26 protein-coding genes, 2 tRNA genes and 2 pseudogenes are annotated in these 26,640 nt (G+C 63.5%); 13 read left to right on the plus strand and 17 right to left on the minus strand.

Translation table 11 applies throughout. The annotated features are described in order from the left end of the window. Positions 1-305: 305 nt before the first annotated feature. On the minus strand, positions 306-1,088 hold the full coding sequence (locus tag GWG65_RS25335) for a substrate-binding domain-containing protein (protein ID WP_275198337.1): 783 nt from the start codon (positions 1,086-1,088) through the stop codon (positions 306-308). A gap of 57 nt (positions 1,089-1,145) precedes the next feature. Continuing rightward, a pseudogene (locus GWG65_RS25340) lies at positions 1,146-1,325 on the minus strand (LacI family DNA-binding transcriptional regulator); the annotation flags it as partial. A gap of 311 nt (positions 1,326-1,636) precedes the next feature. Between GWG65_RS25340 and GWG65_RS25345 the strand changes: the two are divergent. From GWG65_RS25345 to GWG65_RS25365, 5 genes are all read left to right on the plus strand, one after another. Continuing rightward, positions 1,637-2,929 (plus strand): extracellular solute-binding protein, encoded by a 1,293-nt coding sequence (locus GWG65_RS25345; protein WP_275198284.1) that lies wholly within the window; start codon positions 1,637-1,639, stop codon positions 2,927-2,929. A 155-nt stretch (positions 2,930-3,084) separates the two neighbouring features. Further along, positions 3,085-4,005 (plus strand): sugar ABC transporter permease, encoded by a 921-nt coding sequence (locus tag GWG65_RS25350; protein ID WP_275198338.1) that lies wholly within the window; start codon positions 3,085-3,087, stop codon positions 4,003-4,005. Between the two features lie 10 nt (positions 4,006-4,015). Further along, complete coding sequence (locus tag GWG65_RS25355) at positions 4,016-5,071, plus strand: carbohydrate ABC transporter permease (protein ID WP_275198285.1); 1,056 nt, start codon at positions 4,016-4,018, stop codon at positions 5,069-5,071. 19 nt (positions 5,072-5,090) lie between these two features. Continuing rightward, entirely contained in the window at positions 5,091-6,170 is a 1,080-nt protein-coding gene (gene ugpC / locus GWG65_RS25360) for a sn-glycerol-3-phosphate ABC transporter ATP-binding protein UgpC (RefSeq protein WP_275198286.1), read from the plus strand. Between the two features lie 20 nt (positions 6,171-6,190). Further along, complete coding sequence (locus GWG65_RS25365; RefSeq protein WP_275198287.1) at positions 6,191-8,503, plus strand: glycoside hydrolase family 31 protein; 2,313 nt, start codon at positions 6,191-6,193, stop codon at positions 8,501-8,503. A gap of 218 nt (positions 8,504-8,721) precedes the next feature. Here the strand turns inward: GWG65_RS25365 and GWG65_RS25370 are convergent. Then, a pseudogene (locus GWG65_RS25370) lies at positions 8,722-9,016 on the minus strand (transposase); the annotation flags it as partial. 105 nt (positions 9,017-9,121) lie between these two features. Between GWG65_RS25370 and GWG65_RS25375 the strand changes: the two are divergent. The 3 genes from GWG65_RS25375 to GWG65_RS25385 all read left to right on the plus strand — a co-directional run bounded on the left by GWG65_RS25375 (position 9,122) and on the right by GWG65_RS25385 (position 12,770). Further along, complete coding sequence (locus tag GWG65_RS25375; RefSeq protein WP_275198288.1) at positions 9,122-10,261, plus strand: twin-arginine translocation signal domain-containing protein; 1,140 nt, start codon at positions 9,122-9,124, stop codon at positions 10,259-10,261. A gap of 92 nt (positions 10,262-10,353) precedes the next feature. Beyond that, complete coding sequence (locus tag GWG65_RS25380; RefSeq protein ID WP_275198289.1) at positions 10,354-11,022, plus strand: TRAP transporter small permease subunit; 669 nt, start codon at positions 10,354-10,356, stop codon at positions 11,020-11,022. Continuing rightward, positions 11,019-12,770 (plus strand): TRAP transporter large permease subunit, encoded by a 1,752-nt coding sequence (locus GWG65_RS25385; RefSeq protein WP_275198290.1) that lies wholly within the window; start codon positions 11,019-11,021, stop codon positions 12,768-12,770. The genes GWG65_RS25380 and GWG65_RS25385 overlap by 4 nt, the downstream gene beginning before the upstream one ends. Before the next feature lie 38 nt (positions 12,771-12,808). Here GWG65_RS25385 and GWG65_RS25390 read toward each other — a convergent pair. The 12 genes from GWG65_RS25390 to GWG65_RS25445 form a co-directional block, all read right to left on the minus strand. After that, positions 12,809-12,884 (minus strand) — tRNA-Phe (locus GWG65_RS25390). 198 nt (positions 12,885-13,082) lie between these two features. Further along, positions 13,083-13,265 (minus strand): DNA gyrase inhibitor YacG, encoded by a 183-nt coding sequence (gene yacG / locus GWG65_RS25395; RefSeq protein ID WP_275198291.1) that lies wholly within the window; start codon positions 13,263-13,265, stop codon positions 13,083-13,085. 157 nt (positions 13,266-13,422) lie between these two features. Beyond that, positions 13,423-14,052 (minus strand): Maf-like protein, encoded by a 630-nt coding sequence (locus GWG65_RS25400; RefSeq protein WP_275198292.1) that lies wholly within the window; start codon positions 14,050-14,052, stop codon positions 13,423-13,425. 156 nt (positions 14,053-14,208) lie between these two features. Beyond that, on the minus strand, positions 14,209-14,676 hold the full coding sequence (locus GWG65_RS25405) for an arsenate reductase ArsC (RefSeq protein ID WP_275198293.1): 468 nt from the start codon (positions 14,674-14,676) through the stop codon (positions 14,209-14,211). A 6-nt stretch (positions 14,677-14,682) separates the two neighbouring features. Then, a complete protein-coding gene (locus GWG65_RS25410) occupies positions 14,683-15,180 on the minus strand; it encodes a UPF0262 family protein (protein ID WP_275198294.1) in 498 nt (165 codons plus the stop codon). Beyond that, the gene (gene hisD, locus GWG65_RS25415; protein WP_275198295.1) at positions 15,177-16,472 is read right to left on the minus strand and encodes a histidinol dehydrogenase; all 1,296 of its coding nucleotides are present in this window, start codon (positions 16,470-16,472) and stop codon (positions 15,177-15,179) included. Before hisD ends, GWG65_RS25410 begins: the two co-directional genes overlap by 4 nt. Positions 16,473-16,615: 143 nt before the next feature. Further along, on the minus strand, positions 16,616-17,065 hold the full coding sequence (locus GWG65_RS25420; RefSeq protein ID WP_275198296.1) for a DUF2948 family protein: 450 nt from the start codon (positions 17,063-17,065) through the stop codon (positions 16,616-16,618). Positions 17,066-17,459: 394 nt separating this feature from the next. Then, positions 17,460-18,284 carry an alpha/beta hydrolase gene (locus GWG65_RS25425; RefSeq protein ID WP_275198297.1) on the minus strand — a complete coding sequence of 275 codons (825 nt, stop codon included), beginning with the start codon at positions 18,282-18,284 and terminating at the stop codon, positions 17,460-17,462. Positions 18,285-18,377: 93 nt separating this feature from the next. After that, positions 18,378-18,887 (minus strand): hypothetical protein, encoded by a 510-nt coding sequence (locus GWG65_RS25430; protein ID WP_275198298.1) that lies wholly within the window; start codon positions 18,885-18,887, stop codon positions 18,378-18,380. A 333-nt stretch (positions 18,888-19,220) separates the two neighbouring features. Beyond that, positions 19,221-19,529: an EthD family reductase gene (locus GWG65_RS25435; RefSeq protein WP_275198299.1), complete on the minus strand. Its 309-nt coding sequence runs from the start codon at positions 19,527-19,529 to the stop codon at positions 19,221-19,223. A gap of 222 nt (positions 19,530-19,751) precedes the next feature. Continuing rightward, positions 19,752-21,416 carry an FAD-dependent oxidoreductase gene (locus GWG65_RS25440; RefSeq protein WP_275198300.1) on the minus strand — a complete coding sequence of 555 codons (1,665 nt, stop codon included), beginning with the start codon at positions 21,414-21,416 and terminating at the stop codon, positions 19,752-19,754. Between the two features lie 82 nt (positions 21,417-21,498). Then, on the minus strand, positions 21,499-21,681 hold the full coding sequence (locus tag GWG65_RS25445; protein WP_275198301.1) for a hypothetical protein: 183 nt from the start codon (positions 21,679-21,681) through the stop codon (positions 21,499-21,501). A gap of 347 nt (positions 21,682-22,028) precedes the next feature. Between GWG65_RS25445 and GWG65_RS25450 the strand changes: the two genes are divergently transcribed. The 5 genes from GWG65_RS25450 to GWG65_RS25470 all read left to right on the plus strand — a co-directional run bounded on the left by GWG65_RS25450 (position 22,029) and on the right by GWG65_RS25470 (position 25,148). Then, a tRNA-Thr gene (locus tag GWG65_RS25450) sits at positions 22,029-22,103 on the plus strand. Between the two features lie 599 nt (positions 22,104-22,702). Next, positions 22,703-22,978, plus strand: coding sequence for a hypothetical protein (locus tag GWG65_RS25455; RefSeq protein ID WP_275198302.1), 276 nt, complete (start codon positions 22,703-22,705; stop codon positions 22,976-22,978). Further along, positions 22,969-23,454: a hypothetical protein gene (locus GWG65_RS25460; protein ID WP_275198303.1), complete on the plus strand. Its 486-nt coding sequence runs from the start codon at positions 22,969-22,971 to the stop codon at positions 23,452-23,454. The genes GWG65_RS25455 and GWG65_RS25460 overlap by 10 nt, the downstream gene beginning before the upstream one ends. Positions 23,455-23,521: 67 nt before the next feature. Beyond that, a complete protein-coding gene (locus GWG65_RS25465) occupies positions 23,522-23,947 on the plus strand; it encodes a GNAT family N-acetyltransferase (protein ID WP_342760665.1) in 426 nt (141 codons plus the stop codon). Between the two features lie 205 nt (positions 23,948-24,152). Further along, positions 24,153-25,148, plus strand: a complete 996-nt coding sequence (locus GWG65_RS25470; RefSeq protein WP_275198304.1) for an LLM class flavin-dependent oxidoreductase — start codon at positions 24,153-24,155, stop codon at positions 25,146-25,148. A 187-nt stretch (positions 25,149-25,335) separates the two neighbouring features. On the opposite strand, the gene GWG65_RS25475 is transcribed toward GWG65_RS25470, so the two are convergent. Continuing rightward, positions 25,336-26,211: an amidohydrolase family protein gene (locus GWG65_RS25475; protein WP_275198305.1), complete on the minus strand. Its 876-nt coding sequence runs from the start codon at positions 26,209-26,211 to the stop codon at positions 25,336-25,338. Between the two features lie 12 nt (positions 26,212-26,223). After that, a complete protein-coding gene (locus GWG65_RS25480) occupies positions 26,224-26,619 on the minus strand; it encodes a RidA family protein (protein WP_275198306.1) in 396 nt (131 codons plus the stop codon). Positions 26,620-26,640: the final 21 nt, after the last annotated feature.

Here is a 26,640-nt window from a genome sequence, read left to right on the forward strand (position 1 = left end):
TCGCCACGGTCTTGTGCGGAGACGGCAACGCGCGGTGTGGCGGACCCCGCAGTCCAGCCACTCACAATGCCATCGCACAAAACCGTGGTTTAGTTAGCGCACAAAAGCGAAGCGTGGTGCGCCATTCAGAATAAAGTTGCGAACTCTTCTATCGTTGAATTAATGATATAATTTCCACGCCGGTCAAGCAACGACGCATGCGCTTACTCAGAACACCGGCTTCTGTCTGATCGGCCCCTTCCAAATCCTGGATGCGCAGCACGCGAGACCAATCCGAACCAGATATCCCCGTGAACGGTGGTGTGTCAGCCGAACTTGTAGGGAAGCAGGCGTTCGCCAAAAGGTTCGCCTCGCCAGATTAATTGCAGCCCCGAGACGATCTCCGCCCCGTAGACGGCGTAGGGAATTTCGATCGACTTCAGCCAGGGTGCGACCCACTTGTTAAGTGGCGTGCCGTCGATGCTGACCAGTTCGCAATCGCCAGGGATTTTCAAGCCGCATTCAAGCGCGCGCCGATTCACGCCGTAGGCAATTTGGTCGCTCACACAGAGAATGGCGTCCGGCCTGTCGCGGTCGTCGAAAATTCGCGCGCCGGCATCGTAGCCGACCTGGAGGTGCGATCGTCCCTCCCCGTCGGCCCGGACGATCGCCTCGTCGGACCATCCACGCTCCCGCAGTCTGGCGAGGAAGCCCGATACACGGTCCCGCGATGCGGACGAACTCAGTCGCGGAAAAACAACGGCTGGGGCGCGCCGACCGAGATCGGCGAAATAATCGGCAACGGCAGCACCCGCTGCGCAATCGTCGATTCCGACGAACGGGCCACTACCGCTCGGATTTCGACGATTCACGAACACCGTCGGCGCGCCCGAGGTGGAAAGTTCGCTCAATCCGGGGCTCGGCACCGCCGCGACGAGGACATAGCCGCGCACCATCTGGGCCCGCATCGCAAAGAGATACTCGTCCTGAAGCTCGGCGCGGTCATGGGTGTCGCAGAGGATCATCACGTAGCCGGCTTCGCGCAGCGCGGTTTCGGTGGAACTTGCGATGGTCGCCATCGCCGGATTGTCGAGATTGGCCGCGATCATTGCCACGAGCTGACTTTGGCCGCGCTGGAGCGCGCGTCCCACTGGATTTGGCCGGTAGCCAACCGCCTCAATCGCATCGAGCACCCGCGCCACCGTGGCCGGTGAGGCGCGGCGCGTCTGGCCGTTGACGATCCGCGATACAGTCGAAACCGAAACGCCGGCGCGGGCCGCAACCGTGGCAAGTGAGACGTCTTCCCGCATCGGCCTCCCTTGGGTCTGATCCGACTGTCTTTTCATAGTTATCCGGAGCGTCCACTGTCGAGGTTTCCCCGACCATCCCCCAAAGGCAAGGACCAGTCTGAATGAAGATTGACAGATTGGCAAACGTTTGCCAAAGATGTTTTTGTCGTTGCGACAGGGGATGTCGGTTTATCCACCCTGTTGTCCTTTCTGTGGATAACGCGCCCCAACTCGTGAGTAAGGCATCCGACCTGAGCAGGTGCCGACATTGAAGGAAACGCCTGCGCTAAGGATCCGTCCGAGAACGGACCCGTGCAACAAATCTCGCGCGGACCCATCGGGTCGGCGAGCGGAGAGGAGATTCGACCATGCGTGCCGCCACGCCCGTTATCACGTCTTTTGCACTGTCCCTGCTGGCCGCCACTGCGTTCGGCGGGCCGGTCGCGGCCGAGACCACCACGCTGCGCATGACCTGGTATTCGGACGGTAACGAGGGCGAGGTGATGGCTGACCTGCTCAAGCGATTCCACGAGCAGAACAAGGACATCGAAATCGTCCTCGATCAGGTGCCCTTCAAGGCGATCAACGAGACCTTGCCGGTGCAGCTGGCCTCCGGCCAGGCTCCCGACATGGCGCGTGTCGTCGATATGGGCGGTCTATCGCGCTTCGCCCTCGATATGCGTCCCTTTCTCAAGGACCCCGGTTACTGGGAAACGAACTTCGGCCCTTTCCTCGAATGGATGCGCCCGGCCGGCGATACGAAGGCAATCCCGGGCTTCATGACCCAGCTCACCGTCACCGGTCCGTTCGTCAACAAGACCCTGTTCGAGCAGGCCGGCGTCGCGATGCCGGGCGAGAAGTCGACCTGGGAGGACTGGGCGAAAGCGGCGAAGCAGGTCGCGGACAAGGTCCAGGCACCGTTTCCGCTGGCGCTCGACCGCTCGGGCCACCGTTACTATGCGCTCGCGGTGTCGCAAGGCACGCAGGTGTTCGGGGCGAATGGCGAGCCTGATGTCGTCGACGAAGGCTTCAAACGCGCGGCGCAGCTCGTCTACGATTGGCATAAGTCCGGCGTCATGTCGAAGGAGCTGTGGGGCTCGGTCTCCGGCACGGCCTATCGCGGCGCCAACGACGAATTCAAGAACGCGCAGGTCGTGATGTATCTGTCCGGATCGTGGCAGATCAGTCAGTTCGCCAAGACCATCGGCAACGCCTTCGACTGGGTGGCGGTCCCCAATCCCTGCGGGCCGGGCGGGTGCAGCAGCATGCCGGGCGGCGCCGGTCTTGTGGCGTTCAAGACGACCCGGCATCCCAAGGAAGTCGCGCGGGTGATGGAATATCTCGCGAGCGAACCGGTGCTGGCGGAGTTCTACTCGCGCTCGCTGTTCGTGCCCGGCCACCTCGGGCTCGCGAAGAGGGGCGTCGACTATCCGACGGCCAGCCCGGAAGCCGCCGCCGCGCTGAAGGTCTTCACCGCAAGCGCTGCCCAGATTTCCCCGATCGCTTACCGGATCCAAGGCTACAGCAATAGCCGAATCGTCCTGAACGCCGTCATTAGCCGGCTCGGGCAGGCGGTCTCGGGCGAGACGACGCTCGAGGACGCCTACAAGCGCATCACCGCCGATGTCGCGCAGCAGATAGCCGAACGCAACAAGAAGTGACGACAACTGGTTCATCGGGCCGGAGGATCACTGCGATGTCGGGCATCTCGTCCAGTATCCGACCTGAGCGCGGCATAGCAACCGGCGCGCTCGCACGGCTCGGACAGGTCGCGGTCCTACCGGTTGGCGTCGCGTTGCGGCTGCTCGATCCGCCGATGCGATGGATGCAGCGCATCATCGGTGCGCGGCGCATGGCGTACGTGTTCCTGTTTCCCAACTTCGTCTTCTTCGGCTTGTTCGTGTTCCTGCCGATCGGCATCAACGTCGTGTTCTCGGTGACCGGCGGTACGGCGCTGTTTCCCTCGCAGCGACCCTATGTCGGCGGCGACCAGTTCGCCTATCTGTTCGACTGCGGCTCCTATCTCGATCCATCGAGCTGCCGCGAGGACCACTTCTGGCGCGGCGTCGCCAATACCGCAAAGTTCGTCGTTTTTCAGGTGATGGCGATGGTGCTGTTTTCGCTCATCACCGCGCTCGTCCTCAACATGAAGATCCGTGGAAGGGGCTTTTTCCGGGCGGTCTATTTCTTTCCCGTGCTGCTGTCGCCCGTGGTGGTCGCGCTGATCTGGAAATGGATCTTGCAGCGCGACGGGCTCCTCAACGCCGCCATCACCACCCTCGGCGGTCAGAAGATCCTGTTCTTCGTCGATCCGGGCTGGGCGATGTTCTGGGCAGTGTTCGTCTCGGTGTGGGCACATATGGGCTTCTACACCCTGATCCTGCTCGCCGGCCTGCAAGCGATTCCCGCCGATCTCTACGAGGCGGCGGAGATGGACGCGACGCCGCGCTGGCGCATATTGTTACGCATCACGCTGCCGTTGCTGTGGCCGAACATGATCGTCGTCATCGTGCTCGCGCTCATCAAGGGCGCGCAGACCTTCGACGAAGTCTTCGTGCTGACCGGCGGCGGTCCCGGCACCGCGACGCTGATGGTCGTCCAGTACATCTATGAGACCGCGTTCTCGAGCCAGGTGCAGAATTTCGGCCTCGCTGCCGCGGCATCCGTCGTACTCGGTGTCGTCCTTTTCGCCCTGACGCTCCTGCAATTCGCCGCCGCGCGGCGCAAAGAGGTTTGAGATGCCAACCATGCGCCTTTCAAGCATGCTCGGTCAGCGTCGCAACGGGACCGGACGTCCGCTGCACTGGACCGACATGGCGGCCTACGTCTATCTCGCGCTCGGCGTCGTCCTGATGTTCGGCCCGGTGCTATGGCTGGTGCTGTCATCGTTCAAGACCCAGAGCGCGCTGCTGGAATTTCCCCCGTCGCTGCTGCCGTTCGCACAGATCGAAGTGACGGTATCGGGTCAGCCACAGAAGCTGCCGCTGTTCCGCGCCAAGCTTCCCGACGGCACGGTCCGCGAACTGGCGCAGGTCCGGCGCATCGGGCTCATTGCCCAGATGGTCGATCCCGCCGATCCCTCGCAACAGTTCCGCGTCGCGATCGACAAGCGCGAACCGGTGCGCCGCGTCGCGCTTGCGACCGAGAACTACAGCGAGCCGCTGCAGCGCTTCGCCTTCCTGCGCTTCCTGTACAATTCGGTATTCGTGACGGTGATCGCCACGCTGATCACGCTGCTGATCAATTCCATGGCCGCCTATGGGCTCGCCGTCTATCAGTTCCCCGGCAAGCAGGCGGCCACGCTGGCGGTGATCGGGACGCTGATGATCCCGGTGACCATCATCCTCGTGCCCGTCTATCTGGTGGTGACCGAACTCGGCCTCACCAACTCGCTTTGGGCGGTGATCCTGCCGGGTGCCGCGACGCCGACGGGCGTGTTCCTGCTCCGGCAATACATGCTGACCTTGCCAAAGGATCTGATCGAGGCCGCGCGCATGGACAAGGCGTCCGAGTGGCAGATCTATTGGCGCATCGTCATGCCGCTGACCCTGCCGGCGCTGGCGGTTCTGGCGATTTTCTCGATCATGTGGCGCTGGAACGAATTCCTGTGGCCGCTCGCGGTGCTGACCAAGACCGAGGTCTACACGCTGCAGATCGCGCTCAATGCCTTCCAGGGCGAACTCCAGACCCAGTGGCACTACCTGCTTGCGATGACGGTCGTGACGCTCATTCCCGTCGCGCTCGTCTTCGTGTTCCTCCAGCGCTTCATCACGACGGGCATCGGCTCGACGGGCATGAAATGACCGATCGGGGCTATCGACCATGGCTGAACTGAAACTCACGGGCGCACGCAAATCCTTCGGCACCATCGACGTGCTGCACGGCATCGATCTCGCCGTGAAGGATGGCGAATTCGTCGTCTTCGTCGGGCCGTCCGGTTGCGGAAAGTCGACGCTGCTGCGCGTCATCGCCGGCCTCGAAAACGTAACCAGCGGCGAGGTCCATATCGACGGCGAGCGCGTCACCCATCTGCCGGCCTCCGAGCGCGGGCTTGCCATGGTGTTCCAGTCCTATGCGCTTTATCCGCACATGAGCGTGCGCAAGAACATGGCCTTTGCGCTCGAGAACATGGGGCTGAAGCCTGCGGCGATCGAGCAACGGGTTGAGCGCGCCGCCGCCATGCTGCGGCTCACGGACTATCTCGACCGCAAACCCAAGGCGCTCTCCGGCGGACAGCGCCAGCGCGTCGCCATCGGCCGGGCCATCGTGCGCGATCCGAAGATCTTTCTGTTCGATGAGCCGTTGTCGAATCTCGACGCGGAGTTGCGCGTCGCGACGCGCAAGGAACTTGCCGCGCTGCATGCCAAGCTGGGCGGCACGATGATCTATGTCACCCACGATCAGGTCGAAGCCATGACGCTTGCCGACCGGATCGTGGTGCTAAAAGCCGGCCGGATCGAGCAGATCGGCACGCCCCTCGAACTCTACAATCACCCTTCGAACGCCTTCGTTGCCGGCTTCATCGGTTCGCCCCGGATGAACTTCCTGCCGGCTGTGGTGATTTCCGACGACGGCATGCTCCGCCTCACGGTCGGCGAACGTGAAGTCGCGTTACCCCGCGCGGCTTCCGGCCTCGCGTCCGGCGCGGCCGTGACGCTCGGCATCCGCCCCGAGCATATCGACGTCGCGCCCGACACGGGCATGCTCACAGCAACTGTCGACCTCGTCGAACGGCTTGGCGGTGAGACCTTCATCTATGCCTCGGCCCCCGGCCTGCCGCAGATCACGCTGCGACAGGACGGCCAGTCACAGTTCTACCGCGGCGATGCGGTCGCGATCCGCTTCGCCGCCGGCCACCTGCACATCTTCGACGCAACCGGCGCAGTCCTCGCCCGGCCCTGATCGACCCGGAGCCTGATTTCATGAAAGCCCTGACCCATGGCCGCTTCCGCGGTCTCGACGGCCACGCCGCGCTGTTCGACCTCGCGACCGGACCGGCGGCGGCTCCGCTCGCGACGCTGCGCGTCGCGATTCTGGAGAGCGACATCGGCCGCGTCACCCTGCGCCGGCAGGATGGCTATCGCCTCGACCGCGGCTGGGCGATCGCGCCTGATCGCACCGAGCCGCCGTTCGAGGGACGGCTGCGCGACGATTTCTCCGGCTTTGCCAATCCGGCTTCGACCGTGTCGGAGGCCGGCGGCATCGTCACGCTCGCCGCCGCGGGTCTCAGCGCGCAAGTACGGCTTGATCCGTTCGGCATCGCCTGGTACCGCGACGGCGAGGACCGGCCATTGCTGCGCGACCGTCCGACCCAGGCCTATTTGCTGTCGCGCAAGACCGGTGCGTTGCTGCACGCGATGGAACGGCACGACGACGAACGCCATTACGGCCTCGGAGATAAGGCCGGTCCGCTCGATCGCACAGGCCGGCGCTTCGCAATCGACGCCGTCGACCCTTGTGGCTTCGATGCCGAGCTTTCCGATCCGCTGTACAAGATGCTGCCGTTCTTCATCGTCGATGGCCGACGCGGCGCGCACGGCATCTTCTACGACAATCTCGCCCTCGGCTCGGTCGACCTCGGCTGCACGATCGACAATTACCATGGGCTGTTCCGCAGCTATCGCGCCGAGGACGGCGACCTCGACTATTACGTGCTCGCCGGCCCGACCCTGCCAGAAGTAACGCGCCGGTTTTCCTGGCTGACCGGCGGACAGGCTTTTGCGCCCCGCTGGACGCTCGGCTTCGCGATGACGACCATGACGATTGCCGACGCGCCGGATGCGGACGCGCGCATCACCGGCTTCATCGAGGATTGCAGACGCCACGGCATTCGTTGCGACAGCTTTCACTTCGGCTCGGGTTACACCTCGATCGGCGACCGTCGCTACGTCTTCAACTGGAACCGCGACAAATTCCCGGATCCGTCGGCGACGATGGCGAGGCTCAAGGCGGCCGGCATGCAGCCGGTCACCAACATCAAGCCCTGCCTCCTCGACGATCATCCGCGGCTCGCTGAAGCCAGGGCGAGCGGCATCCTGGTCGCCGACGGCGAGACCGGCGATCCCGCGGTCGCGCAATTCTGGGACGGCCTCGGCTTCCATGTCGACTTCACCAACCCGAAGGGCCGGCAGTGGTGGGCGGACGGCATCCGCGACGCGCTGCTCGCCTATGGGGTAACAGCGGTGTGGAGCGACAACAACGAATATGAGATTTGGGACGAGGATGCGGTCTGCGACGGCGACGGGCGACCGTTTCCGCAAGGGCTCGCCCGTCCCGCGCAGGCACTCCTGATGCACAAGCTCGCCTTTGAGACCCAGGCGGCACAGGCACCGGACAAACGCCCCTATACCATCACGCGCGCCGGCAGCGCCGGCATCGCCCGCTACGGCCAGACCTGGAGCGGCGACAACGAAACCGCCTGGAAGACGCTGCGCTACAACCTGACCCAGGGCCTCAACATGAGCCTGTCGGGGCTTTACAACATCGGCCATGACGTCGGTGGCTTCCACGGCCCATCGCCAGGCCCGGAACTGCTCTGTCGTTTTGTCGAGTTCTGCGCGCTGTGGCCGCGCATGGTGATGAATTCCTGGAAGACGAGCGGCATCGTCAACACGCCCTGGATGCATCCGGGAGTACTTCCCCAGGTCCGATCCGCGATGAACCTGCGTCACAGCCTCATCCCTTATCTCTACACCCAGATGTGGCGTGCGGCGGCCGAAGACGTGCCGGCGGTGCGCCCGCTGTTGTGGGATTTCAATTCGGACGCGATTGCGGCGACCGTCGAGGACGCGTTCATGCTCGGCCCCGATCTGCTCGTCGCTCCGGTGCTCGATGAGGGGGCGACGACGCGCGAGGTCTATCTGCCGGCCCATCCCGGCGGTTGGTACGACTGGCATGACGGGACGGCATTCGAGGGCGGGCGGACCATGACCGTCGCAGCGCCTCTGGGCCGGCTGCCCGTCTTTGCACGCGCCGGCGCGATCGTTCCGATCGAGGACGAGAAGGGGTTGACGGCGATTGCGTTCGGGGCGCCTGAACGCGGTGGCTCAGGCCTCGTCTATGTCGATGATGGCGAGACGGCGGATTGGCGCGAGGCAGGCAGGACAATCGAATTCCGCCTGCGCCGCGATGATCTCGGCTTCGTTGTCGATGTCAGCGAAGGAGAGTTGGCCGCGCCCATCCGCGTCCGTGGCGTCGGCGTGCCGAATCTGCGCCTTGCCGGCACGGCAGAGTGAGCCGCGCCCGCCGCCGAAATCGGTCTCGATCGCACCCGGCGCTGACGGATTGAGCGCGATCCAGCGCCCGTCTTCTCAACGCATTTGAGATTTGATGGGAATGGTGCGCCATTCAGAATAAAACTACGAACTCGCATGTTATTGAAATAACTATATAATTTAAGGCGCCCGCGGATCTCATCTTGGCCTGGCTGTAACAGCAGTCCACCTTCCAGAGGGTCCTTCAAGGCCGCATTGTCCATGGCGTCGGCCAGCAACCGCTTCAGCCGCGTGTTCTCGTCCTCCAGCGTCTTCAGCCGCTTGGCCTCCGACACCTCCATCCCGTCGAGCTTCGCTTTTCATTTGTAGATGCTGGCGTCGCTGACGCCATGCTTGCGGCAGATCAGCGACGGAAACATCGGCCTCATGCTCATTCAAGATTCCGATGATCTGCTCTTCTGAAAAGTAGCTACGCTTCGTGGTCTGATCCTGGTGCGGCGCGTCATTACCGCAATCCGCGTCGTAGCGTCGCATCATCCCGAAGATTCCTTGCCAATCCCCTACGCAAGTCTTTGACTTCTCCCAATAAAAAAGGGGCTGATCCGCAAGGGATCGCTGTTCCAAGGGGAGGAGGAAACCATGACCAAACCAAACAGGGGCGGCACTTCCAGCCGCCGCCGCTTTCTCAAGGTCGCTGCTGCGGGGGCCGCCGCAACGGTCGCCGCGCCGACGATCGTTAGCGCGCAGGGCCCAATGAGCATGCGCTTTCAGAGCACTTGGCCGTCGAAGGATATCTTCCACGAATACGCACTCGACTACGCCAAGACGGTCAACGACATGACCGGCGGCGAGCTCAAGATCGACGTGCTTCCCGCCGGCGCCGTGGTGCCCGCGTTCGGGCTGATCGATGCCGTGTCGAAAGGCACGCTCGACGGCGGCCATGGCGTGCTGGTCTACCACTACGGCAAGCAGAACGCGCTGGCGCTGTGGGGTTCGGGTCCGGGCTACGCCATGGACGCCAACATGCTGCTCGCCTGGCACAGATGGGGCGGCGGCAAGGAGCTTCTCGCCAAACTTTATGCATCGGTCGGCCTGAACGTCGTGTCGTTCCCGTACGGACCGATGGCGACGCAGCCCCTCGGGTGGTTCAAGAAGCCGGTCACCAGCGTCGACGATCTCAAGGGCCTCAAATATCGAACGGTAGGTATTTCAATCGACATGTTCACAGCAATGGGCGCCGCGGTGAACGCGCTGCCGGGCGGCGAGATCGTGTCGGCGATGGATCGCGGCCTCCTCGACGCGGCCGAGTTCAACAACGCCTCGTCGGACCGCCTGCTTGGCTTCGCAGACGTCTCCAAGGTCTGCATGCTGCAGAGCTACCACCAGAACGCCGAGCAGCTCGAAATCACCTTCAATAAGACCAAGTACGACGCGCTGCCGGACAAGATGAAGGCGATCATTGCCAATGCAGTCAGCGCCGCTTCGCAAGAGATGCAATGGAAGGCGATCGACCGTTATTCGCAGGACTACGTCGAGCTGCAGACCAAGGACAAGGTGAAGTTCTACAAGACGCCGGACTCCATTCTCAAGGCGCAGCTCGAGATTTATGACGAGATCGTCAAGAAAAAATCGACGGAAAATCCGCTGTTCAAGGAAATCGTCGAATCGCAGATCGCGTTTGCCAGGCGGGCGACGCAATGGGAGCAGGACACCGTCGTCAACCGCAAGATGGCGTTCGATTACTACTTCGGGCCAAAAGGGACTGCGAAGAAGACCTGACGGCATATTGAACCGGCAAAGCACCGTTCGGGACGACGACCGGATGGTGCTTCATCATTTCATTCTTTCCTCGGATTAATCGGCGGCGACCGATGACGGTCCAAAGATTTCTGCTTATCATTGACGAAATCAGCACGTGGTGCGGCAAGGCCGCGGCCTGGCTGATCATTTTGCTGATGGCCGTCGTCTGCGTCGAAGTGTTCAAGCGCTACATCATGAACATGCCGACGGCGTGGATCTTCGATCTTGATAACATGCTGTACGGAACCGCGTTTATGCTGTGCGGCGCCTACACGCTGGCGCAGAACGCCCATGTCCGCGGCGACTTCCTTTACAGCTCGATGCGACCGCGCATGCAGGCGTGGCTGGACATCGTGCTGTATGCCGCTTTTTTTATCCCTGGTATCGCCGCCCTCATTTACGCGGGCTTTGACTACGCGGCCGACTCGTGGCGGATCGCGGAGCATTCGAACGTGACGGCGGATGGGCCGCCGGTTTATCACTTCAAGTCCGTGATCCCCATCGCCGGCGCGCTGGTGATGTTGCAAGGCGTCGCCGAGATCGTGCGTTGCGTCGTCTGCCTGAAGACCGGCGAATGGCCCAGCCGGCTCAAGGACGTCGCGGAGATCGACGTCATCGAGCAGCAGCTCGCTCACAGCGAATATGTCGACGAGGAGACGCGCAAGATCGCCATCGAGCGGGCGCATGAGATCGACGAGAGTGCGCGCCAGCGCGGTATGGGCGGGGACGTGAACACATGAGCGATCCGGCACTCGGGCTCTTGATGCTCACGCTCATCGTGGTTGTGATCATGATGGGCTTCCCGACCGCGTTCACGCTGATGGGCCTGGGCATATTTTTTGGCTACATCGCGTTCTATGACCCGACGCATTCCTGGGCCGACAACCGCGTGTTCGATTTGATGGTTGAGCGCACCTACGGCGCGATGACCAACGACGTCCTGATTTCCATCCCGCTGTTCGTGCTCATGGGCTACGTGATGGAGCGCGGCGCGCTGGTCGACAGGATGTTCTACTCGATCCAGCTCGCGTTCCGCCGCGTGCCGGCTTCGCTAGCGGTCGCGACCCTGATCGTCTGCACGTTTTGGGGGATCGCGAGCGGCCTTGTCGGCGCGGTGGTGGTGCTGATGGGCGTCATCGCATTTAATCCCATGCTCAAGGCGGGATACGACGTGAAGCTCGCCTCCGGCGTCATCACGGCGGGCGGCACGCTCGGCATTCTGATTCCGCCGTCGGTGATGATCATCGTCTATGCTGCGGTCGCCGGTCAGTCGATCGTCAAGCTGTACGCGGCGGCGATGTTCCCCGGCTTCTTTCTGTCGTTCCTGTATCTCATTTACATAGTCGCCTGGGCGATGATCAGTCCGAAGATCGCTCCGCCATTGCCGGAGGACCAAACGAAGGTTCCGGTGCCGGCGTGGCTGTCGAAGTTCGAGGACACCTATCGATCGCAAACGATCCTGATCTCGCTGATTAAGGGGCTGATCTCTCCGTCGCAGGCAAGGCGAATCGACGCGGAAGGCCGTCCCGTCAGCTACTGGATGCTGCTCTCAAGCTTCGGTTACGCGCTGGCGCCGTTTACGATCGTCGCCGGCACGATGGCCACCATCTGGTGGTATGTGGTTATTCACCAGCAGGCTGCCATCGAACTCGCGGTAACCGGCGTGCAGCAATTGGGCACGCCAGAGCTGGTTACGCACGAGGCCACGCCCGCTGAACTGGGGCCAGGGCTCCAATTCTACCTCTGGTTCTGGGGCATCGCGACTGTTTGCGCGCTGTTGCAGGTCCGTTACTACTGGAGGTTCAACGCCGAGCGGCTCTCGGTTGTGAAACTGCTGACCTCGTCGACCATGCCGCTCGGCATTCTCACGGTCGTCGTGCTCGCCGTAATCCTGTTCGGAATCTGCACCGCGACCGAGTCCGCCGCCGTTGGCGCCTTTGGCGCATTCTTGCTGGCGCTGCAAGCCCGCACGCTCGACTGGAAGCGTACCAAGGAAGCGGTGTTCCTAACCGCGAAGACCACCGCGATGGTGTGCTGGCTGTTCGTCGGCTCGGCGCTGTTCTCGGCAGTGTTCGCAATTCTCGGCGGGCAGGCGCTGCTTGAGCGATGGGTACTCTCGCTCAACATGACACCGGTGCAGTTCATGCTCCTGTCGCAGGCGATCATCTTCGTGCTCGGCTGGCCGCTCGAATGGACCGAGATCATCATCATCTTCGTGCCGATTTTCCTGCCGATGCTGAAGCACTTCAATATCGATCCGATCCTGTGGGGGACGCTGGTGTTCGTAAACTTGCAGGCGGCGTTCCTGTCACCGCCGGTCGCGATGTCAGCGTTCTACCTCAAAGGCGTCTCACCGAAGCATGTCACGCTCAACCAGATCTTCGCCGGCATGATGCCCTACATGCTGATCGTCATCCTGTGCATGGTCATCATGTACCTCTGGCCCGGCATGACGCTGTGGCTGCCGAACTATCTGTACGGGAGTTGAGGCGCAGCGGGGAGCTCCGGCCGCTAGTCACACGGAAATGGTGCCCAGGGGCGGAATCGAACCACCGACACTGCGATTTTCAGTCGCATGCTCTACCAACTGAGCTACCTGGGCGTGCTCGAAAAGAGGGGCCAAAGAGAAGGTCAAGGCCCATCGAGCGGGCGGTTTATAGTGGGCTGAGGGCTGCCTGTCCACCCGGCTTGGCCAAGAGGCTTCGCCGGTCACGGCCCGGCTGTGCACAAGGTGGGGCTGGGCCGGGCCAGCGACCGCGCAGGGCCCACGCCGTCTTTTTAACTATATGATAATACGTAGCTATTCGACGTCGTCGACATCGTCATCCTTGCCGGGGATGACGTAGGAGCCTTTCAGCCAGCGGTTCAGGTCGACGTCGCGGCAGCGGGACGAGCAGAACGGGCGGGTGGCCTCGGACTGCGGCTTGCCGCAGATCGGGCAGATCTTGAGGGCGCTCGCAGGCTTTTTGGCTTGGTCGTTCATGATGGCGGCGGCTTATACGAGGTGAAGAAGGTCAAGAGTCTGTCGGCAAAGGGGTTCCTGAGGCGGCGGCGCATGCATCGCCCGCCAGCGCGCGGGGTCGATTCTACTCTGCATGGGGTTGTTTTCGACTTTTATATCGGCGTGCGGCCAGCGGCCATCATATGCCGACGGCGTTGAGCCAGCCGAAGCGGATCGGGAAGCCCTCGCCGCCGAGCAGCGTGGTGGTCTCGTAGAGCGGCAGGCCAACGACATTGGTGTAGGAGCCAACCATCTTGACCACGAAGGAGCCGGCGATGCCCTGCACGGCATAGCCGCCGGCTTTGCCGCGCCATTCACCGGAGCCGATATAGGCCTGGATGTCGTCCTCCGACAGGCGCTTGAAGCGGACGCGGGTCTCGACCAGGCGCTGGCGGAAGGCCTCGCGCGGCGTGACCAGGCAGATCGCTGTGTAGACGCGGTGGTTGCGGCCCGACAGCAGCCGCAGGCACTGCGCGGCCTCGTCGACGAGATTGGCCTTGGGCAGGATGCGGCGGCCGACCGCCACCACCGTGTCGGCGGAGAGGATGAAGGCGCCGCGCAGCTCGTCGTCGAGCTGGACAGATTTGAGCGCCGCGTCGGCCTTGGCACGGGCGAGGCGATTGGCGCAGGCGCGCGGCAGCTCGCCCCGCTTCGGCGTCTCATCGACGTCGGCGGGCCGGAGCGCATCCGGCTCGATGCCGGCCTGGTTGAGCAGCGACAGGCGCCGCGGCGAACCGGAGGCAAGAACGAATTTGGGGCGGCCGAGCATCAGGTGATTTGGGGGATGAAGCAGGGGGTGAATTGCGCGCGGAACCTATCGGAAGGGGGCTGATTTCACAACCCGGGAACCCGGACTTTACTGATTCGACGGGCCCAGCACGCGTGTGCCTGCTGTCTGTGACGCCGGTGTTACGGCGGCGCACGGCTACTCGCTCGCCGCCCCCACCTTCGCAAAGCGCTTGCGGATGCGCAGCAGGAGCTGGTCGCAGACGTCGCGGTAGGCGGACAGCTTCTGGTCGCGGCTGCCTTCGATGGTGGTGGGATCCTGCGTCGGCCAGTATTCGACCTCGGCGGCAAGCGTGCGGGTCAACTCCAGCGCCTTGTGGTGCGCCTCCGGCGACAGCGTGATGATCAGGTCGAAATTCAGCCCCTCCCAATCCTCCAGCTCCTCGAAGGTCTGCGGCTTGTGGGTGGAGATGTCCTGGCCGAGCTCGGCCATCACGGTGACGGCGAAGGGATCGAGCTCGCCCGTCCTGGCACCGGCCGACTTCACGTAGAGTCCCTGCGGAAACATGTGCCGCAGCAGGCTCTCGGCCATCGGCGAGCGCACGCTGTTCATCGCGCAGGCGAACAGTACCGATTGCGGATCGCGTGCGCGTGGGGGCGCAGCCATCCGCGTTTAACCTTTCCAATGCAGAACGGTAATGAGCGTGAACAGCCGGCGCGAGGTCTCGAAATCGACTCGCACCTTGCCTTTCAGCCGCTCCTGCAGCGTGCGCGATCCCTCGTCATGGATGCCGCGGCGGCCCATATCGATGGCCTCGATCTTGTCCGGCGTCGCCGTGCGGATCGCCTGGTAATAGCTGTCGCAGATCATGAAATAGTCCTTCACGATCCGCCGGAACGGCGTCAGCGACAACAGATGCGCAACCACAGGCGTGCCGTCCTCGCGGCGGATGTCGAACATCAGGCGGCTGCCGGTGATGCCGATGTGCAGCGTGAACGGGCCCTTGCCGTCGGCGCCCTCCGGCGCGAACAGGTTCTGCTCGATCAGATCATAGATCGCGATCGCCCGCTCATGCTCGATGTCGGGACCGGAACGGCCGATCGAGTCCTCGTCGAGCGTGACCGCGACGATGCGATTGGTCGAGTCGTCCTGGTCGGGCGGCTTTGTCATGACAGGTTGAGGCGCAATCCAATCGAGCGCGAATGGGCATCCAGTCCCTCCGCCTTGCCGAGCGTCATCGCGGCCGGGCCCAGCGCACGAAGCTGATCCGGGCCGCATTTCAGGATCGAGGTGCGCTTGATGAAGTCGGCTACGCCGAGCCCCGAGGAGAACCGCGCCGAGCGCGCCGTCGGCAGCACGTGGTTGGAGCCGCCGACATAGTCGCCGATCGCCTCCGGCGTATGCGCGCCGAGGAAGACCGCGCCGGCGTTGCGAATTCTTGCGGCGAGCGCATCGGGATTCGCCGTCATGATTTCGAGATGCTCGGCGGCGATGGCATCGGCAAGTGGAATGGCGTCGTTGAGGTTCTTCACCATGATGATGGCGCCGAAATCCGCCCATGAGCGGCCCGCGATCACGGCGCGCGGCAGCGTCTTCAGCTGCGCTTCGACGGCCTTTTCGACATCGGCGGCAAGGCGCGCGGAATCGGTGATCAGGATCGATTGTGCGCTGGCGTCGTGTTCGGCTTGCGCCAACAGGTCGGCGGCGATCCAGTCGGCATTGCCGGTATCGTCGGCAATCACCAGCACTTCGGAAGGCCCGGCGATCATGTCGATGCCGACTTTGCCGAACACCAGCCGCTTTGCGGCAGCGACATAGGCGTTACCGGGTCCGACGATCTTTGCCACCGGCGCGATCGTCGCGGTGCCGTGGGCGAGCGCGGCCACTGCCTGCGCGCCGCCGACGCGATAGATCTCGGTGACGCCGCCGAGCTTTGCCGCCGCCAGCACCAGCGGATTGAGCTTGCCATCGGGCGACGGCACCACCATGACAAGGCGCGCGACGCCGGCGACTTTTGCCGGCACCGCATTCATCAGCACCGAGGACGGATAGGCTGCGGTGCCACCGGGCACGTAAAGGCCGGCGGATTCGATCGCGGTGTAGCGCCAGCCGAGCTCGACGCCGAGCGGATCGGTGAAACGCTCGTCCTTCGGCAATTGCCGGACGTGGTAGGTCTCGATGCGGTCGCGCGCCAGCTTGAGGGCATCCAGCGTCGCAGCATCACAAGCCTTCACCGCGGCCTCGATCTCGTCGGCCGTGATCCGCAGCGAGCCTGCATCCAGCGTCAACCGGTCGAATTTCTGCGTCGCCTCGAGCAGGGCGGCATCGCCGCGCTTGGCGACATCGTCGACGATGGCACGCGCGGCGGCCTCGACGTCAGCCGAAGTCTCGCGCTTGGCGGCGAGGAAAGCCGCGAATCGCTGGTCAAAATCGGCGCTGCTGCGGTCGAGACGAATGGGCATTTGGGCTTGGCTCTGGCTGGTCTTTTGAGGGCGGATCGGCGTCACAAGACCCCCCTGCTCAATGGCGCGGCGGCCTCCCGCCGTCAACCCTTGGGCGGTATCGTCCCGGCCAGGGCCGGATTGTGGCATAAGGTATGCGCCCCTTACGCCTCGTCCTCGATCCCGAGCCCCATCCCCAGCCCATCCGCCCCGAGGTCGGTCAGCTCGCATTCCAGGCATTCGACGTCGAGGCGGACGGTGCCGCCTTGGGCGAACAGGAGCAGCGCGCTGCCGCCGGGCTCCTCGTCGCGGCCGTCCGCGGGGTGAAACTCGATGCCGACGAGGTCCAGGACCTTGTCCGGTGCGGCAAGGTCGATATTGCGCGATTTGCAGGCAAGCACGCGGTCGAAGCGCAGGGCCGCGACCAGCCGGCGCGGCTCGGCCTCACCCTCCAGCATCTGTTCCCAGTCCCGCCGGCTCATGCCGATGACGAGCCGCTTCTCGCTTTGCCGCCAAATGATATCCGAGGTCAGCACGCGGGCGTCCTGGACATGGGTGGAGATCACGGCGAGATCTTCGGCATCGAGCGCGATCAGTTTGAGCGGTGGAGACATCGCCGGCACTTCTCCTTGAGGGGGATACACTCCAACGCACGCGGGCGCCGAAATTTCCGCGAAAACCATGCGCTCACCGGCATCAATGCCCGGCCATGAAGGATACACCGGTCAGCGTCGCTCCCACAGCATGGCGGCGGCGAGATCTGGCTCGGCGAAGGCACGCGCGACAAGCCCGAGGCTTTCGTGAAGCGAACGTTCGAGGCGATCAGGGGGCTGTTGAAGTGAGGTCGCTTCCCCTCTCCCCTTGTGGGAGAGGGTGGCTCGCCGCGCAGCGGTGAGACGGGTGAGGGGTTGTCTCCGCGAGCGCACCTCTCGCAAATGAATGCGAGGATACAACCCCTCATCCGGCGCTTCGCGCCACCTTCTCCCACAAGGGGAGAAGGAAGAAGACTCACCCCTTGAAGAACGCCAACAGGTCGGCGTTGATGGTCTCGGCGTGCGTGGTCGGCATGCCGTGCGGGAAGCCCTTGTAGGTCTTCAGCGTGCCGTGCTTGAGCAACTTGGCCGACAGCGGCGCGGAATCGGCGTAGGGCACGATCTGGTCGTCGTCGCCGTGCATCACCAGCACCGGCACGTTGATCTTCTTCAGGTCCTCGGTGAAGTCGGTCTGCGAGAACGCGACGATGCCGTCGTAATGCGCTTTCGCGCCGCCCATCATGCCCTGGCGCCACCAGTTCTGGATCACCGCTTCCAACGGCTTTGCGCCGGGACGGTTGTAGCCGTAGAACGGGCCGGCGGCGATGTCGCGGTAGAAAGCCGAGCGGCCGGCAGCGAGCTGGACCTGGAAGTCGTCGAACACGCTCTTCGGCAGGCCGCCGGGATTGGCCTCCGTCTTCACCATCAGCGGCGGCACTGCGGACAGGATCGCGGCCTTCGCCACCCGGCTCTCGCCGTGGCGGGCGATGTAGTGCACGACTTCGCCGCCGCCGGTGGAATGGCCGACATGGATGGCGTTCTTGAGGTCGAGATGCGCCGTCACGGCCGCGAGGTCGTCGGCATAGTGGTCCATGTCGTGGCCATCGGAAACCTGCGCCGAGCGGCCATGGCCGCGGCGGTCATGGGCGATGACGCGGTAGCCACGGGTGACGAAGAACATCATCTGCGCGTCCCAGTCGTCCGACGACAGCGGCCAGCCATGGCTGAACACGATCGGCTGGCCACTCCCCCAATCCTTGTAGAAGATCTCGACGCCGTCCTTGGTGGTGATGGTGGGCATTTGCGTGGCTCCTTTCATGAGACGTCATTGCGTGGCACGCCCCGATCGGATGCGTGACCGCGAAGTCTGGAAGTTGTTGAACGCGGGAATCGATCAGGCGAACGTCATCGGCCGGTAGCGGCGCCAGGCGCCGATGGTCAGCACCACGAAGAACACCAGCACGATGCCCTGCACCACGGCGAACACAGGCCCAGACGGCGGCGCCGGCGGCACGGCCGGTGCGAGCGCGGCCAGCGCCGGCACCTTGAGGAACGACTGGATCACCAGCACGAAGACGTTGAAGTAGAGCGAGATCATGGCGGTCACGATGTAGACCGGACGCCAGACGCCCGAGAGCTTCATGCCGTAGAGCGCGATGCAGGCGATCGCGAGCAGCACCAGCGAGATGATGCCGATGATATGCGACGGCAGCAGCTCCTTGAACGGAAACAGGAAGCCGGTGGCGCTGGTGAGGATCGTGAACAACAGGAAGATCGCGGTGAGGCCCGGCATCGGCTTCGAGCCGAGCAGGCCGAACATCACGACGAGGCCGGCGACGATGCCGATCAGGCTGATGATGACATGGACCATCGTGAAGGCGGGCAGGCTCAACCCAAGAACCATGACATCTCTCCTACTCTCTGCATTGAGTTCGCCAGATTAATATTACGCTCCTCATCGGATTGCCATATGCGCTGCCATCACACATGCGCGCGCAGCCATGCGTGATCGTGCGAATCGACAAACGCATGGCTGAATTTTTTGCAGCACTGTCACAAACGACGGCAGTTTGTAGCCCGGATGGAGCGCAGCGAAATCCGGGCATCACGCGTGCGGATGGTGCTGTCCCGGATTGCGCTTCGCTCCATCCGGGCTACGAAGTTCAGGGCTTTTGGCGAAAGTTGAATCTGATACGGCGAAGACGCCCCGCGATGCGCGAGGCGCCTCGTGCGCGTCTCAGACTTCCTTGGTGTCGAAGATCAGGAGGTCGGCGCCGCCGCTGGCGAATTTCGGCACATCGCCCGCTGCCGCCTTGCCCTCTGCGCTGCCGAAGGCCGCCTGGATGTCGGCCACGCTGTTGAAGGTGAGAATGGCGACGAGGTGAATTCCGGAAGGCCCAGCGGGGGAGCCGACCGGCCCGGTGCTGACGGCGTATTTTGTCAGGCCGGGAAGCTTCTTGGCGATCGGAATGTGGGTCTCGGCATAATGCTTGTCGAAGGCAGCAGTGTCCTTGGGCGTCTTGTAGAGCACGACGAGTTCAGCCATTTAGTCCTCCCTTATGAGTCTTTGTCGTTCGGCCAGTTATTGCTCCCTCATGGTGAGGGCGTGCGAAGCACGCGTCTCGAACCATGCGGGCGCGGCTGCATCCGGGCCTTCATCCTTCGAGACGCGCGCAAGAGCGCGCTCCTCAGGATGAGGGGATAGTCTGTAGTTATTGGCGAGACGGCAAGTCAGATTCCTCTTGCCGTCCGCTTGTCTTCTGCTTGGCTAAAGCGCCGGTTTTGCGGCGTCGCCGAGGAAACCGTGCAGGGAGGCCACGACCTGCGCGCCCTCGCCGATGGCGCCGCCGACGCGCTTGACCGAGCCGGAGCGGACGTCGCCGACGGCGTAGACGCCGGGCACCGAGGTTTCCAGCGGGGCGACGAGCCGGCCCTGGTTCTGCTCGGACTGCCCGCCGGTGACGACGAAGCCGCCGCGATCGAGCGTCACGCCGCAGCCGTCGAGCCAGCCGGTGGCGGGATCGGCGCCGACGAACAGGAAGAGATTGCGGATGTCGGCAAAATCCTCGTCGCTCGACAGCCGGCTCTTCAAGCGGATGCGCCGCAGCAGCGAGGCCTCGTCGCCCTCGAGCGCGGTGATCTCGGTGTTGAACAGCAGCTCGATGTTCGGCGTCGCTTCGATGCGCTCGATGAGATAGCGCGACATGCTGGCCCCGAGGCCGCCGCCGCGGATGATCATCAGCACTTTCTTGGCATGGCCCGACAGGAACGCCGCCGCCTGCCCTGCCGAATTGCCGGCGCCGACCAGCGCCACCTCTTCTCCTGCGCAGAGCCGTGCCTCGACCGGCGAAGCCCAGTACCAGACGCCGCGACCTTCGAATTTGTCGAGGTTCGCGATCTCCGGCCGGCGATAGCGCGCGCCGCTGGCAACGACGACCGCGCGCGAGCGCAGCACGTCGCCGCCGTCGAGCTCGACCGAAAATGCGCCGTCGCCCCGCGTGCAGTCGAGCGACTTGGCCGTCACCGGAATCATGATGTCGGCGCCGAATTTTTGCGCCTGGTTAAAGGCGCGCGCCGTCAGCGCCATTCCCGAGATGCCGGTCGGAAATCCGAGGTAGTTCTCGATGCGCGCGCTGGCGCCGGCCTGGCCGCCGAAGGCGCGGGTGTCGAGCACGGCGACCGAGAGACCTTCGGAGGCGGCATAGACCGCGGTCGCAAGGCCCGCCGGCCCGCTGCCGACGATCGCGACGTCGTAGATGCGGTCGTTCTTCGGCCCGCCGATCATGCCGATGCTGCGGGCAAGCTCGGTTTCGCCGGGGTTGCGCAGCACCGTGCCATCGGCGGTGACGACCAGCGGCCAGTCCTCGGGCTTGGGCGAGTAGCGCGCGATCAATTCGGCGGCGTCGCGCTCGCGGTCGGGATCGAGCAGATGATGCGGCTGGCCGTTGCGGGTGAGAAAGCCCTGCAAGCGGACCACGCCGACCGAATGGGACGGCCCGATCAGCACGATGCCGCCGACGCCGGCCTGGATCAGGCTGACCCGGCGCAGGATCAGCGCACGCATGATGCGCTCGCCGAGCTCGGCCTCGGCGACCAAAAGTGCGCGCAGCCGTTCCGGCGGCAGCAGCAGCGTCTCGACCTCGCCCTCGGCGCGGCCATCGACCAGCGCCGGCCGACCCGAGAGCTGGCTGAGCTCGGCCAGGAATTGCCCCGGCCCCTGGTCGATCACCGGGGTGACGTGACCGAGCCCGTCGCGCTGGGTGATGGTGACATGCCCCTTCAGCACCACGAACATGCCCGGCCCCGGCTTGCCGGTCTCGAACATCAGCTCGCCATCGGCGTAGCTGCGGAGCTCGCCGAAATGCCGCATGCGCTCGATCTCGGCGGCCGTCAGCGTCGGGAAGGTCTGTTCGGGACGGGAGAACCGCAACATCTGCGCGTCCCTGTCAGTTCGTTGCGGTCCGTCCTGCCCCACTGCCACTGTCATTCGCTCCAAAAATCCAACCGCCGGAATTCTAACCGTCGTTCTTGCCGGCGGTCCCCTCATTTAGGGAACCATCTTCATTCTGCGAGGGGGCGGAAGTTGCGGCGCGCTCGCGCGCCTGCAGCTTCCGCCGCTTCAAGTTTTCCCGCAGCGCCGATTTCAGCCGGTCCTGCCGCTGGCCAACCGCTCGCCTCTTGTCGTTGTCGTCGGTCATTTGCAATCCATCGCATTGGCCGGCCCAGGACGCCATTGAAGACGCGATCGAATCAGGATGCCATCGAATAACGACAGCTCAAGGCGCGTTGGCCAGCCGCGACAACGAAGCCGGCAGATTTGGTCGAATTCGCGGAGGCGGCCAACTGCCCATTTGGCTGGGGACGTTGCGGCACCAAATCCGAGCCAAACCGGTCATTTCGAGGGAAAAAGGCCGTTTTCGGCGCGCAACAGGACCGATTTTATCGATTTGGCCGGGCCGGTGCGCTTGCACCGAGGGGGGCCTTGTGGCAGATATCGCCCCGCTTGGTAGGCCCTCGTGGCGGCCGATTCTTAATCCCAGCACCTGCTGCCGTAGCTCAGTGGTAGAGCACTCCATTGGTAATGGAGAGGTCGACAGTTCAATCCTGTCTGGCAGCACCATTCATTTTCGGCAAGACGTCCAACAGCAAGACATGCAGCGGCATTCTCGCGGCGGGAAATGCCCGAGCTTTGCTCGATCCTTTGGCCCGCTTCTGTGAAGAGGGCGCAGGGAAGACCGGGTGCCGGCTGGCACCCGCGGTCCGCTGCGCGAAAAGCACGCGCAGAGAAAACCGCACAGCAGCATACAGGTGTCGCCGAACACTCGGCCTTCCCTGCGCAGTGGGTTGACGGCTTATGCCGCGCTCTCCCCGGCGACGAGTTCCTTTTTGTCACCGTCACCTTGCGAATTGGCGATGCCTCGAGACCCGGTTGAGCCCCGAACCATCTCCGCAAGGCTTGACCGTAGCAACGACGGCCAGGACCACACGGTTTTGCCGTACGCAGCCATCCGGCTTCGCCAAAGGCTCGCCGGACACGTCCTGCTTCGCCCAAAGGGCTTCGCAGGACGTTGGCGCCGTCCGTCCGCACGCAGCAGGACCTCACGAGGTTCATCTCGCCCTGGTCCCGCCTTCGCGTGCCCGACACTGCCGCGTCCACCGCACCCCGATCCACGTTCGTTACGACGTACGATCGCCCCTCTTCGAGGACCGGGATGGGGGATGGATACTGCGTTTCCGAATTTCGGTAAAGTGGAATATTTTTGCGGCGGGGGATTGACGGGGTTTCGCGGGAGGCGGGTGTTTTGCCCCGACGGGTTAAATCGGGGGATGGCGATTTGCAAGATCCGCAGAGCACAACAACACGCATCAAGCCTGGAAGAGGACAACGTCCGCTTTCGTGCGCATAACGGACTCAAGCCGGGCATGGCCCATGTCTGGAAGAAGCCAATTGTGGAAACGCCCCGTTTCGTAGTACCTATTCCGCAATGCACGTAAACGTAGAAAAAACATCGGAGCGTCCGACCATCATCGCCGTCCGCGATGACGGCGTCAGTCTGCGCGTGATCGGACCTGATCGAAAGTTCTCACCTCCCCACGATCTAATTCATTTCATCGTAGAAAAAGGGATGCACCTTCAACGAGGCTTCTGGGGGTCGATTGCGGCCGGCGCGAAATTTTCCAGCATGGAGGTAATCGACGGACGACAAAAGCCCAGGGCGAACGAGAGATCGATACAAATCATCAAGGCAAATGAGCATTTTTTGTCGGAAGCAGAGGCGATTGTCGGTGCATTCCAGACAACACTGCATGACGTTGCACCCGATGAAGAAGCTCTCTGGCGGCTTTTGCGAACGCGCGGAAGAAAATTTGAAGGCGCTCTGATTCATCCGACGTGGGCACAGTTGGTATCGTTTCGAGAGCAGTGGGAAGAACTGTCCGTGGGAAGGGCCATACGACTTGAATGGAGCTGAGAACAAAGGCATGAAAGTGCAGGTACGCGACGCGCAGGATGAGGATTCTGTTCAAAGTTGCGAGGTGATGTGCCGGTCCATTGCTGAGCTTTGCACTTCCGACCACAAGGGTGATCCGGCAATCTTGGAGAGATGGCTTGGGAACAAAACACCTGACGTGTTTCGGGCTTGGATAAGGCAATCAGACAACAACCTCCTTGTGGCAATTGACTGTGAGCGCGTTGTCGGGGTCGGATCGGTTACAGATCAAGGCCAGATCACGTTGAACTACGTGAGTCCAGACGCAAGATTTCGTGGCGTTAGCAAGACTTTGCTGGCTGCCCTTGAGTGTCGGGCAGCAAGTCGCGGTTGTTTGTTCTGCACTCTAAATAGTACGGAAACTGCTCGGCGTTTCTACCTCGCCCAAGGCTACGTAGAAACAGGCGTGCCCGGTGGACACTTCGGCACAAGTTCAGGCTACCCAATGTCGAAGTCGCTCAGAGCAGGCGTATGATCAGCGCTTTGACCGCTTAGGGTCATTCACGTCCAATTTAGCGTGTCCGGAACATGTCCGGTTACAGGGCAATCTCGGAAATGCCGGTCCTCCGATGCTAGCGGTTGATGGCCGTCGGTTTGGACGCAGCCGCGCTAACATTCCGATGGCCGGTCCCTATATGTGAGACCCCCAGCGCACATCACGCCCCTTATCGGACCCCACTATGATCGCCTTCTCCATCCTCGACCTCGCTCCCATCCGCCAGGGCGGCGATGCGGCGCAGGCGTTTGCCCATTCACTCGATCTCGCGCAGCATGTGGAGCGCTGGGGCTACAAGCGGTTCTGGCTGGCCGAGCATCACAACATGACGGGCATCGCCAGCGCGGCGACATCTGTCGTGATCGGGCATGTCGCGGGCGGGACCAAGACCATCCGCGTCGGCTCCGGCGGGGTCATGCTGCCGAACCATTCGCCGCTTGTGATCGCCGAGCAGTTCGGCACGCTGGCCTCGCTCTATCCGGGGCGGATCGATCTCGGGCTCGGGCGGGCGCCGGGCACCGACCAGCTTACCGCGCGGGCGCTGCGGCGTGACCTTGCCACCACGTCCGAGAATTTTCCGCATGACGTGCTGGAATTGCAGGCGCTGCTCGGCGATGTGCAGCCGAACCAGACCATTCGTGCCGTGCCCGGCATGGGAACCAAGGTGCCGCTGTGGATTCTCGGATCGAGCACCTTTGGCGCGCAGCTTGCGGCGATGCTGGGCCTGCCATTCGCCTTCGCCTCGCATTTTGCGCCGCAAATGATGATGCCGGCGCTGCGCGAGTACCGCGCGCGCTTCGAGCCGTCAGCACAGCTCGACAAGCCCTACGCCATGGTCGGCGTCAATGTGTTCGCTGCGGACAGCGACAATCATGCGCATCGCATGTTCACCTCGCTGCAGCAGCAGTTCATCAATCTGCGCCGCGGCATGCCGGGCCCGCTGCCGCCGCCGACTGGCGACATGGACGCGCTGTGGTCGCCGGCGGAGAAGGCGATGGTCGGCCAGTCGCTGTCGTGCTCGGCGATCGGCTCGCCCGCCGTGGTCGAAGAGAAGCTGAAGGCGCTGATCGCCGAGACCGGCGCGGACGAACTGATGACCACGGGACAGATCTACGACCACGCCGCGCGGCTGCGCTCGTTCGAGATCGCGGCCGAGGTGCGGGATCGGCTGGCGGGGTGAGCGGCGATGTGAACAGGCCCGATTGTTGCGACGATGAAGGTGCGCTCCCTCCCCCGCTTGCGGGGGAGGGCTGGGGAGAGGGTGTATCCGCCATGGGACATTCCCCAAGAGGAAAGAGCCCTCACCCCAACCCTCTCCCGCAAGCGGGAGAGGGGGCGCACCGCGTTTGTTGCGCGCCTCGAGCCCTCTAATCCGCAAACCCGAACAGCTTCGCCGGATTGTGCACCAGGATCTTCTCCAGCGTCGCCTGGTCCGGGGCGTAGCGGTACATCAGTTCGAGCAGGTCGGCGTCGTTGGGCGGCTGCTTGACGGAGACCGGGTGCGGCCAGTCGCTGGCCCAGACGCAGCGGTCAGGTGCCGCTTCGATATAGGCGCGCGCGATCGGGATCACGTCGTCGTAAGGAGCACCGAGCTTCGAGGTCTTCTCGCCGAGCGACAGCATCACCCAGAAATTGCCCTTGGCAAGCAGCTCGAGCATCTTGCGCAAGTTCGGATCGTCCTTGCCGGCTTCCGGATCGGGCCGCGCCATGTGGTCGATCAGCACGGGCACGTCGAGATTTTCGTACTTGGCGACGCTGGAGACGATGCCGTCCTTCTCGGGCTGGATCTTGACGTACCAGCCGAGCTCGCGGATACGCGCGATGGCGCGGGCGAAATCGGCGTCCGACAGCACCGCGCCGAGCTCCTGGCGGAAGCTGAAGCGCGCGCCGCGGACGCCGGCATCATGCAGCCTGGCGAGATAAGCGTCGTTCGCCTCCGCAAACACCAGCGCATTGGCGCAGCCGCGATAGTTCGGGCCCATCGCGGCGAGACCGTCGAGCACGACGGCATGGTCGGCGCCATAGGTCGTGGTCTGCACGATGATGCCGCGCTCGATGCCGAGCGTCTTGTGCACGCGCAGCGCCGCTTCCCAGGTCGCGGTCGGCATCCGATAGGCGGCACCCGGACGCTCGGGATATTTGTCCACGGGCCCCAGCACGTGAAACTGGCTGTCGACGGTCTTCGGCGGCGGCGCCTTGACCGGGCGGCGCGGATTGGGGTCGAACGGCAGATAGGTCGGCATGGCCAAACTCCTTCAGTCGATCACGGCGGTGAAGTCGCACTGCACCAGCGCGCCGCCATCCATGTTGTCCATCGGCAGCGCGTGGCGCGCGGGCCGCGAATGCTCGTCGGGAAACATCCTCAGCCACTCGACATTGACAGGCCCGCGCTGCGCGCGGTCCTTGAGCCACACCGTCATCTTGATGATGTCGTCGGTCGAGCCGCCGGCGGCCTCCACCGTCGCCTTCATGTGCGCGAACATGTTGGCGCATTGCGCGTCCAGGCTCGCAGGCATCTCGCCGGTCGCGCCATCGCGGCCGAGGATGACGCCGGACATCACGAGATTGCCGATGCGGCAGGCGTTCGGAATCGGGTTGACGTGCTTGAAGCCGCCGATGTGGATGCTCTTGCGCCGCGTTTGACCGGTCATGGTTCGCTCCCTCCTGCTATT

This window comes from Bradyrhizobium sp. CSA207, from assembly GCF_029051685.1.
GTDB lineage: Bacteria > Pseudomonadota > Alphaproteobacteria > Rhizobiales > Xanthobacteraceae > Bradyrhizobium.

Excerpts from the sequence above, each read along its gene's own strand:
- GWG65_RS25335 (WP_275198337.1), bottom strand. The coding sequence starts at position 1,088 with ATGATCGCGGCCAATCTCGACAATCCGGCGATGGCGACCATCGCAAGT.
- GWG65_RS25345 (WP_275198284.1), top strand. The coding sequence starts at position 1,637 with ATGCGTGCCGCCACGCCCGTTATCACGTCTTTTGCACTGTCCCTGCTG.
- GWG65_RS25350 (WP_275198338.1), top strand. The coding sequence starts at position 3,085 with ATGCGATGGATGCAGCGCATCATCGGTGCGCGGCGCATGGCGTACGTG.
- GWG65_RS25355 (WP_275198285.1), top strand. The coding sequence starts at position 4,016 with ATGCGCCTTTCAAGCATGCTCGGTCAGCGTCGCAACGGGACCGGACGT.
- ugpC (WP_275198286.1), top strand. The coding sequence starts at position 5,091 with ATGGCTGAACTGAAACTCACGGGCGCACGCAAATCCTTCGGCACCATC.
- GWG65_RS25365 (WP_275198287.1), top strand. The coding sequence starts at position 6,191 with ATGAAAGCCCTGACCCATGGCCGCTTCCGCGGTCTCGACGGCCACGCC.
- GWG65_RS25375 (WP_275198288.1), top strand. The coding sequence starts at position 9,122 with ATGACCAAACCAAACAGGGGCGGCACTTCCAGCCGCCGCCGCTTTCTC.
- GWG65_RS25380 (WP_275198289.1), top strand. The coding sequence starts at position 10,354 with ATGACGGTCCAAAGATTTCTGCTTATCATTGACGAAATCAGCACGTGG.
- GWG65_RS25385 (WP_275198290.1), top strand. The coding sequence starts at position 11,019 with ATGAGCGATCCGGCACTCGGGCTCTTGATGCTCACGCTCATCGTGGTT.
- yacG (WP_275198291.1), bottom strand. The coding sequence starts at position 13,265 with ATGAACGACCAAGCCAAAAAGCCTGCGAGCGCCCTCAAGATCTGCCCG.
- GWG65_RS25400 (WP_275198292.1), bottom strand. The coding sequence starts at position 14,052 with ATGCTCGGCCGCCCCAAATTCGTTCTTGCCTCCGGTTCGCCGCGGCGC.
- GWG65_RS25405 (WP_275198293.1), bottom strand. The coding sequence starts at position 14,676 with ATGGCTGCGCCCCCACGCGCACGCGATCCGCAATCGGTACTGTTCGCC.
- GWG65_RS25410 (WP_275198294.1), bottom strand. The coding sequence starts at position 15,180 with ATGACAAAGCCGCCCGACCAGGACGACTCGACCAATCGCATCGTCGCG.
- hisD (WP_275198295.1), bottom strand. The coding sequence starts at position 16,472 with ATGCCCATTCGTCTCGACCGCAGCAGCGCCGATTTTGACCAGCGATTC.
- GWG65_RS25420 (WP_275198296.1), bottom strand. The coding sequence starts at position 17,065 with ATGTCTCCACCGCTCAAACTGATCGCGCTCGATGCCGAAGATCTCGCC.
- GWG65_RS25425 (WP_275198297.1), bottom strand. The coding sequence starts at position 18,284 with ATGCCCACCATCACCACCAAGGACGGCGTCGAGATCTTCTACAAGGAT.
- GWG65_RS25430 (WP_275198298.1), bottom strand. The coding sequence starts at position 18,887 with ATGGTTCTTGGGTTGAGCCTGCCCGCCTTCACGATGGTCCATGTCATC.
- GWG65_RS25435 (WP_275198299.1), bottom strand. The coding sequence starts at position 19,529 with ATGGCTGAACTCGTCGTGCTCTACAAGACGCCCAAGGACACTGCTGCC.
- GWG65_RS25440 (WP_275198300.1), bottom strand. The coding sequence starts at position 21,416 with ATGTTGCGGTTCTCCCGTCCCGAACAGACCTTCCCGACGCTGACGGCC.
- GWG65_RS25445 (WP_275198301.1), bottom strand. The coding sequence starts at position 21,681 with ATGACCGACGACAACGACAAGAGGCGAGCGGTTGGCCAGCGGCAGGAC.
- GWG65_RS25455 (WP_275198302.1), top strand. The coding sequence starts at position 22,703 with ATGGATACTGCGTTTCCGAATTTCGGTAAAGTGGAATATTTTTGCGGC.
- GWG65_RS25460 (WP_275198303.1), top strand. The coding sequence starts at position 22,969 with ATGCACGTAAACGTAGAAAAAACATCGGAGCGTCCGACCATCATCGCC.
- GWG65_RS25465 (WP_342760665.1), top strand. The coding sequence starts at position 23,522 with ATGTGCCGGTCCATTGCTGAGCTTTGCACTTCCGACCACAAGGGTGAT.
- GWG65_RS25470 (WP_275198304.1), top strand. The coding sequence starts at position 24,153 with ATGATCGCCTTCTCCATCCTCGACCTCGCTCCCATCCGCCAGGGCGGC.
- GWG65_RS25475 (WP_275198305.1), bottom strand. The coding sequence starts at position 26,211 with ATGCCGACCTATCTGCCGTTCGACCCCAATCCGCGCCGCCCGGTCAAG.
- GWG65_RS25480 (WP_275198306.1), bottom strand. The coding sequence starts at position 26,619 with ATGACCGGTCAAACGCGGCGCAAGAGCATCCACATCGGCGGCTTCAAG.